Source organism: Lentzea sp. NPDC004789 (assembly GCF_053601075.1).
This window is the reverse complement of record NZ_JBSGBE010000002.1, coordinates 612885-620742: the sequence shown is the minus strand read 5'-3', so window position 1 is coordinate 620742 and position 7858 is coordinate 612885. Positions and strand designations below refer to the sequence as shown.

General features: G+C 73.2%; 4 protein-coding genes. All 4 read left to right on the top strand.

Features of this window, described 5'->3' with window-relative positions:
• Positions 1–14 precede the first annotated feature (14 nt).
• Positions 15–1715 (top strand): 3-hydroxyacyl-CoA dehydrogenase family protein, encoded by a 1701-nt coding sequence (locus tag ACWEIJ_RS07035; protein WP_449836239.1) that lies wholly within the window; start codon positions 15–17, stop codon positions 1713–1715.
• 74 nt (positions 1716–1789) lie between these two features.
• The gene (locus ACWEIJ_RS07030; RefSeq protein WP_449836238.1) at positions 1790–2239 is read left to right on the top strand and encodes a hypothetical protein; all 450 of its coding nucleotides are present in this window, start codon (positions 1790–1792) and stop codon (positions 2237–2239) included.
• 150 nt (positions 2240–2389) lie between these two features.
• Entirely contained in the window at positions 2390–4999 is a 2610-nt protein-coding gene (locus ACWEIJ_RS07025; RefSeq protein ID WP_449836237.1) for a LuxR C-terminal-related transcriptional regulator, read from the top strand.
• Positions 4999–7692 carry an ATP-binding protein gene (locus ACWEIJ_RS07020; protein WP_449836359.1) on the top strand — a complete coding sequence of 898 codons (2694 nt, stop codon included), beginning with the start codon at positions 4999–5001 and terminating at the stop codon, positions 7690–7692. The genes ACWEIJ_RS07025 and ACWEIJ_RS07020 overlap by 1 nt, the downstream gene beginning before the upstream one ends.
• Positions 7693–7858 lie beyond the last annotated feature (166 nt).

The window sequence follows — 7858 nt, the reverse complement described above, 5'->3', positions numbered from 1 at the left end:
GCGAGGAGACGGACATGCCACTCGTGATCGGCGTGGTGGGGCTCGGCAGCCTCGGGGAGGGCCTCACCGAGGCCCTGCTCGCGAACGGGGCCGAGGTCATCGGCGTGGACAGCGACCTCGACGTCCTGTCCCGCGTCCACCGCAGGCTGAACGGCCCGCGGCTGGGCCTCGCGACCGAGCTCGTCGACCTCAAACGGGCCGACCTCGTCGTCGAGGCACTGCCGGAGGACCTCCGCACCAAGGAGACCGTGCTGCGCCGGCTGGCCGACCAGTGCGCGCCCGGCACGGTCTTCCTCACCACCACCTCGACCCTCTCGGTGGCGAAGCTCGCCATCGCGTCCGGCGCGCCGGACCGCGTCGCCGGACTGCGCTACGCCGTCCCACCGCCGTACGGAAAGCACGCCGGCCTCATCGGCACGGCCATGGCCTCACCCGAGGCGCTGCACCTGGCGCGCCAGGCGATCCGACTGGCCGGTACCGAGATCGTGAGCCTCGGCGGCCGGGCGGCCGAGGCCGCCACCGCGCTGCTCTACGCGTGCATGAACCGCACGATCGGCCTCGCCGACGCGGGGTACGCGACCGTCGAGGACCTCGACACCGCCGTGAAACTGGGCTGCGGCCTCAAGTTCGGGCCACTGCACCTGCTCGACCTCATCGGCCTCGACACCGTCCGAAACACGCTCACGAAGCTGCACGACGACACCGGCTGCGACTCCTACCTCCCGAGCCCGCTGCTGGACCGCCTGGTCGAGCGAGGACACCTCGGCCGCAAGACCGGCCGGGGCTTCCACCGCTACGACGACCACGGCGAGATCGTGCCGCCACCCCGCGACCGCGGCCCCGCCGGCCGCCCCCGCGAGATCCGCGAAGCCGGCGTCGTCGGCGCCGGGCTGATGGGCCGCGGCATCGCCGAGATCCTGATCGTGGCGGGCATTCCCACCACGATCATCGCCCGCACGCCGGAAAAGGCCGGCGCCGCCAGGGAACGAATCTGTTCGTCCCTCGACAGGCTCGTGCGGAAAGGCAGGATGTCCGATCAGGACCGTCAGGACGTCCTCGCCAGACTCACCGTCGCCACCGGGTGCGAAGCGCTGCGCGACGCCGACATCGTCATCGAGGCCGTCGCCGAGGACATGGCCGTGAAACGCGCTGTCCTGCGCGGCATCGACGCCGTCGTGAAACCCGGCGCGATCATCGCCACCACCACGTCCAGCCTTTCCGTCACCGACTGCGCCAACGCCACCGGCCGGCCCGCCGACGTGATCGGCACGCATTTCTTCAACCCCGCACCGGTCATGAGGCTCGTCGAGATCGTCCGCACCGAACACACCGCCGACGACGTGCACGCCACCGCCCACGCGCTGGTCAGGTGGCTGCGCAAGACCGCGGTCGACTGCCCCGACCGCGTCGGCTTCATCGTCAACCACGTGTTGTTCCCATATCTGAACGACGCCATCCGCATGATCGCGCGCACCGACGTCACCGTCGAGGAGATCGACACCGCCGTCGTCACCGCGTTCCACCACCCGATGGGCCCGTTCACGCTCCTGGACACCATTGGCCTCGACGTCTCGCTCGCCATTCTGGAGACCCTCTGCGCGGCCTCACCGACCGGCGAACCCGCCCCCGCCGAGGAACTGCGCCAGCTCGTCGCCGCGGGCCACCTCGGGGTCAAAACGGGAAGCGGTTTCCGGGGCGCGCACAAAGGAAAGTGAGGGATTCCCGAGCATTCCATGCCGTAGAACTCCCACCAGACAGCTCGTCGTTCGCAGAGAGGTGGTCATCGCAGATGGCCGAGGAGGTCGGCACGGGACGGCGGCACGTCGCGATCTTCGCGAATCCCTCCCGGGGACAGGCACTACCCGCGCTCGCGGTCATCGAGGAACTCGTGCGGCGCGGCTACCGGGTCACCTACGCCACCTCGTCCGAGGTCGCCGCCCGGCTCGCGCTGACCGCGGCGACCGAGGGCAGGTGGGACGTGGTGGGGTTCCTCGACGACAGCGTCTCGCCGATCTCGCTGGCCCGCGGGTACTTCGCCGACGACCTGCCCGACCTCGTCGTCTACGACAGCACCGCGGTCGAGGTCGCCAGAGCCGCCGCCGACACGTGGGACGGACTGCCCGACGACGACTTCGTCGACGCCGAGTTCGGCGAGTTCCTCACCCGGTTCGGGCTCGCGTTCCTGCCCGAGAAACCCAGCCTCTACCGGGTCGTGCCGGGACGCGTGGCCGCGTATTAGCTCACGGGCTGGAACCACCGCGCAATCACCCTGCGCACATTGCGGAATCACCGTGCCAGAATTTGGCACTTGCCTCGCGGAGTTTGCGGAACCGTCACCCCGGGCAATTATCCTCGGCAGGTCATCTCTTCTAGCCCGAGGCGGTAGGTGGTGGACGACCAGCCGGGACCCGTCACCGAGCTGTTCGGTCGGGAGAGCGCGCTCACCGCGGTGGCGCACCACACGACCGCCGCCCGCCGCGGCGCGGGAGGGCAGGCCGTGCTCGTGCGCGGCGCCCGCGGGTCCGGCAAGTCCGCCGTGCTGCGCCTGGCCGCGAACACCGAGTCCCGCGCCGGAACCACCGTGCTGTCCGCGGTCGGCCGAGGGGAACGCCGGCCGCTCACCGTCGCCCGCCGCCTGCTCGCCGGAGCGGGTGTGCCCGTCCCGGAGCTCACCGACCCGTCCGCGGCCACCCTGCACCGCGCATACCTCGGCATGTGGCGCGATGTCGTGACGCTCGCCGAACGCACGCCCGTCTGCCTGGTGCTCGACGACCTGGACGCGTGCGACGACGCGACCGTGCGCTGGGTCGACTTCGTCCTGCGCCGATTAGGCGACGAACCGATCAGTCTGGTGCTGTCGCAGACCTCACCGCTGCCCGCCGACCTGGCCCGCGCCCACGTCGTCGACCTGCCGCCGCTGACCTCGCCGCAGGTCGCCGACATGATCTCCACGACCCTGCACTTCTGCCCGGACGCGGTGTTCACCGGCCTGTGCCTGCGGCTGTCCGGCGGCAATCCGCGCCACCTCACGACCGTGCTCGCGGACATCCGCGCCGCCCGCGCGCTGCGGCAGGAGTCGGTCGCGCTCGTCGCCGCACGACGGCTGCGCGACCAGCCCGAACACCTCCGGGCCATCGCCGCGGCACTGGTCGTCGTCGGCCACGAGGAACTCGTCGGGCCGCTCGCCGGCGTCTCGGCCCGCGTCGCGCGGCACGGCATCTCCGCGCTGCGCGAGGAGCACCTGCTCGGCGACGGCCTGCCCGACCACGTCCGCGAGTGGTACCGCGAGGGCGTGCTGGAGGTGCTCGACCCGGCCCAGCTCGCCGACCTGCGCCACCGCGCGGCCGTCGTGCTGGACGAGTCCGGGCACGACGTCCGCGCCGTCGCCGACCAGCTCGTGCACCTGCCCGCCGTCGACACGCCGTGGATGTCGCAGGTCCTGCACGAGGCAGCGGCCGGAGGGCCGCCCCAGGACGCCGCCCGCTACCTGCGGCGCCTGGTCGAGCTGAACCCCGACGACGTCGAGCTGCGGGTCGGCCTCGCGACCCAGCTGTCCCGGCACGACCCCGCCGGGGCCTGCGAGCACCTCGCCGCCGCGTTCCACCGCACCACCGACCCCGACCTGCGGGCAGCCCTGGCCGTCAAGCACGCGCTGACCGGCCGGACCCGCGCGTTCCTCCGGCTGGCCAGGGACCCGGCGGTGTCACCGGACCTGACCACCCTGCTCGACGCGGTGCAGCTGTCGATCGACCTCTCCGACGTCCACGCCGTCGCGGCCGCGGTGGCCGGCGCCGTCCCGCCGGAAGCGGGGGACACCACCGCGCAACGGTGCCTGCTCGGGGTCGTCGCCGAAGCCACCATGCGCGGCGGCGGATCGATCGACACGGCGGTCGGCCACGCCCGCGCCGCGCTCGCCGACCCGGACGCGCTGACCGACTGGTCGATGCTCTCCGCGGCGTCCGTGCTGCGCGTCGCCGGGCACACCGCCGAAGCACTGACCGTGCTCGACCGCGCCGTCGACGCCTTCTCCCAGAACGGCGACTCGCTCGCCCACTGCCGATCGCTGGTGCAACGGGCGCTGGTGCACATGTCGCTGGGTGATCTCCCCAAGGCCACGCACGACGCCTCGGCCGCCGTCCAGGCCATGCGCGAAGGCGGCTGGCACCTGCCGCGCGCGGTGATCCTGCTGGCCTGGCTGTCGGTGCAGACCGGCCACACCGACCTCGCGGCCCGGCTGCTCGACGAGATCGACGAGGACGACATCCGGCACCTCACCCCCGCCCACCGCGAATACCTGCGCACCACCGCGTGGCTCGCGTTCGCGCGGAACGACATCGCGGTGGCCGCCGACCGGATGACGGCGTGCGCGACGGTGCTCACGGCCACCGGCCTCAGCGACCCCAGCACCCTGCCGTCGTGGACCGACATCGTGCAGGTGCTGACCCTCGCCGGACGTGACGCGACCGCCGCGATGCGCGAGGTCGACCGGCTGGCCAGGGCCTGGCCGACCAGGGAGGCCGTCGCGTTCTCCCTGCTGGCCAGGGCCTGCACCACCTCGGGGCCGGCCGCGCTGGACATGGCGAAGGCCGCCTCCGACGGGTTCGCCGCCGTGCCGTCACTGCTGCAGCAGGCCCGCGCGGAACTGCTGCTCGGGCAGCGGTGGACCGGCGCGGGACAGGCCAGGCAGGCGCGCACCCACCTGCGGGCGGCGGTCGGGCTGGCGTTGCGCGCGGGCAGCGGGATGCTCGCGGACGCGGCCAGGGCGCTGCTGCTCGGCGTCGGCGGCCGGATGCGCGTGCCGTCCGCGGTGGACGGTCTGGCGGTGCTGACCGCCAGCGAGCGCAAGGTGGTCGAACTCGCCGCGGCCGGCGTCACGAACCGCGCGATCGCCGACCACCTGTTCGTCACGCTGCGGACCGTCGAGGTGCACCTCACGCGCGCCTACCGCAAGCTCGGCATCTCCAGCCGCGCGGAGCTGGCCGGCGTCCTGGCCTCGTGATGATCCTGCTCGAACGCACCGACGCACTGCGCCGGCTCACCCGCGCCCTGCACCGCGCCCGCGACGGCCACGGCGACCTGATCCTCATCACCGGGCCGCTCGGCTGCGGCAAGTCCGCCCTGCTCGCCGCACTGCACGCGCGGGCGACCGGCCTGCGCGTGCTGACCGCGAACTGCTCGCCGCTGGAACAGGACTTCGCGTTCGGCGTCGCCCGCCAGCTGCTCGACCCCGCCCTGGCCCGGGCCGGGCGGTCCGCCCAGCGCTGGCTCACCGGCACCGCCGGACTCGCCAGGCCCGTGTTCGCCGACGACCTCCCGCTCGACGCCCCGGCCGACGCGGTGGTCGCCGTGCAGGAAGCCGCGGTCACCGGACTCACCGCCCTCACCCGCGCCATGAGCGCCGACCAGCCGGTGCTGCTGCTGATCGACGACCTGCAGTGGGCCGACGACCCGTCGTCGCGCTGGCTCGTCGCGCTGGCGAAAACCCTGCGGGAGCACCCGATCCTGCTCGTCGCGGCCACCAGGGACGGCGAGCGCGAGGAGTTCCGCGGCACCGAGATCCGGCCGGAACCGCTGTCGCGCCAGGCGGTCGCCGAGCTCGTCGAGCACCGCACCGGCCGGCACCCCGACGACGAGTTCGTCACCGCCTGCCACGCCGTGACCGGCGGCAACCCGTTGTTCCTCAACGCGGTGCTGCACCACGTCACCAGCCCCACCGCCGACCAGGTCCCGCACGTCCTCGACCTGCGGCCGGCCCGCCTCAAGGAACGGCTCGTGCGCGGCCTCGCGACCCAGCCCAAGCAGGCACAGGACCTCGCCAAGGCCCTCGCGGTGCTGGGGGAGGACGACGACCTCGCCGCACAGCTCGCCGGGCTGACCGAGCACCAGGCCCGTGCCGCACGCCGCACCCTCGACCAGGCCGGGCTCGTGATCAGAAGACCCGCCGTCCGCGACGCGGTGGAGGAGTCGATGCCGGTCCGCGAACGCGAGGACTGGCAGGCACGGGCGGTGCGGCTGTTGCACGACAACGGAAGGCCCGCCGAACAGGTCGCCGCCCGGCTCCTCGCGATCACCACCACCCAGGGCCGCTGGGCGGTGCGGACGCTGCGAGAAGCCGCCGGAACCGCACTGCGCCGCGGCGCGCCCGAGGTCGCCGCGAGATATCTGCGCCGGGCGCTGCGGGACGTGCCGGACGACTCCGAGGACCGCGCGCGGCTGCTCGTCGACCTCGCCACCGCCGAACGGTTCTTCGACCCCGCGGCGTCCATCCGGCACATCTCCTACGCCGTGCCGTTGTTCCGCGACGTCGAGGACCGGGCGGCCGCGCTCGTGCGGATCGCGCCCACCGCGCTGGGGCGGTCGCCACGACCCGTGCGCGACCTCATCGACCAGGTCGCCGCCGACCTCGGCCACCACCAGGAACTCGCCTACCGGCTCGAAGCGCGGCAACGGTACGTGTGGCACGCCGACCCCGCGTTGCTCGCCGACTCCGTCCAGCGCCTCAAGCAGATCGACGGCGGCACGCCCGCCCGGCGCGAGCTGCAGATCGTCCTGCTCGACGCCGCCATGCTCACCGCGCGCCTGCCCGCGCACGAGGTCGCGGACCTCGCGACCGCCGTGCTCAAGCAGGAACCACCGCACCCGCGGCACGTCCACACCGCGATCCCGTTGCTCATCAAGGTGCTCGCCGCCGCCGACGCCGCGCACGAGGCCGTGCCGTGGCTCGACCGCGCCCTCGCCGGGGCCACCACCGTCGAACAGGCGCTGATCCGCGCCCAGCAGTCGTTCGTGCTCATGCACCTGGGCAGACCGGGGGAGGCGCACCGGGCCGCCGACCAGGCCGTCGACCTCGCCGTGCTCGACTGGCGCGGCGACACGACGACCGCCGCGATCGGGCTCACCGCCGTCGCCATGGAACTGTGCGACCCCGGCCTGATCGCGCGGATCCTCGCCTCCCGCCCCGACCGCGACGAGACGCCCGGCGGCGACGCGGTCTACCGCATGCTGCACGCGGCGGGGGAGGGACTGGCCGGACAACACGCCCAGGCGCTGGAACGATTGCTGGACTGCGGCCGCGTGCTCGACAGCGCCGGCTGGCGCAACCCGGTGCTGCTGCCGTGGTGCGTCACCGCCGCCAAGCTGCACGCCCGGCTCGGCGACCTCACCGCCGCACGCGACACCGCCGCCCAGGCCTGGGACCGCGCCGTCGAATGGGGCGCGCCGGTCGGCATCGGGCGGGCGCTGTCGGTGCTCGGCCGCTACACCCCCGGCCGCCAAGGGCTCGCGATGCTGCGCGAAGCCGCCGGGATCCTGCACGCCAACTCGTTCGAACGCGCCAAGGCGCTGCTGCACCTCGGCGCCCGCGAACGCGCCGACGGCGACCCGCACGCCCAGCACCACCTCGACGAGGCACACCGGCTCGCGCTCGCCTCCGGCGCGGAAAGACTCGCCGGCAGAATCGCGCGGGAACTCGACGGTAATTCGCCGGGCATTGTCGTGACACTGACCCGGACCGAGTTCAAGGTCGCCGGACTCGCCGTCGCGGGCCGCACCAACGCCGAAATCGCGGAAGAGCTCGCGGTGACCTCGCGCGCGGTCGAGAAGCACCTCACCAACTCGTTCCGCAAGCTCGGCATCCGCCGCCGCACCGAACTCGCCGCCGCACTCGCCAGGGCCTGCCCGCCGCCCGCGTAACACCCGCGACACATCTACGAATTTCTTGTGCTGACTTCGCGCACAGTTGAGTAGCACCTCAGTTACCGTGCGGTGCCGTCTCAGCCGGACCTGCCGGTATCTGTGCAGCTCAGCGCGGGTAGCGCAGCATCAGGTGAGACGCACCCGAAACGTCCGACCGAAATAC

Bases quoted from the DNA above. Each gene is read 5' to 3' on its own strand.
- ACWEIJ_RS07035 (WP_449836239.1), top strand. From the start codon at position 15: ATGCCACTCGTGATCGGCGTGGTGGGGCTCGGCAGCCTCGGGGAGGGC.
- ACWEIJ_RS07030 (WP_449836238.1), top strand. From the start codon at position 1,790: ATGGCCGAGGAGGTCGGCACGGGACGGCGGCACGTCGCGATCTTCGCG.
- ACWEIJ_RS07020 (WP_449836359.1), top strand. From the start codon at position 4,999: ATGATCCTGCTCGAACGCACCGACGCACTGCGCCGGCTCACCCGCGCC.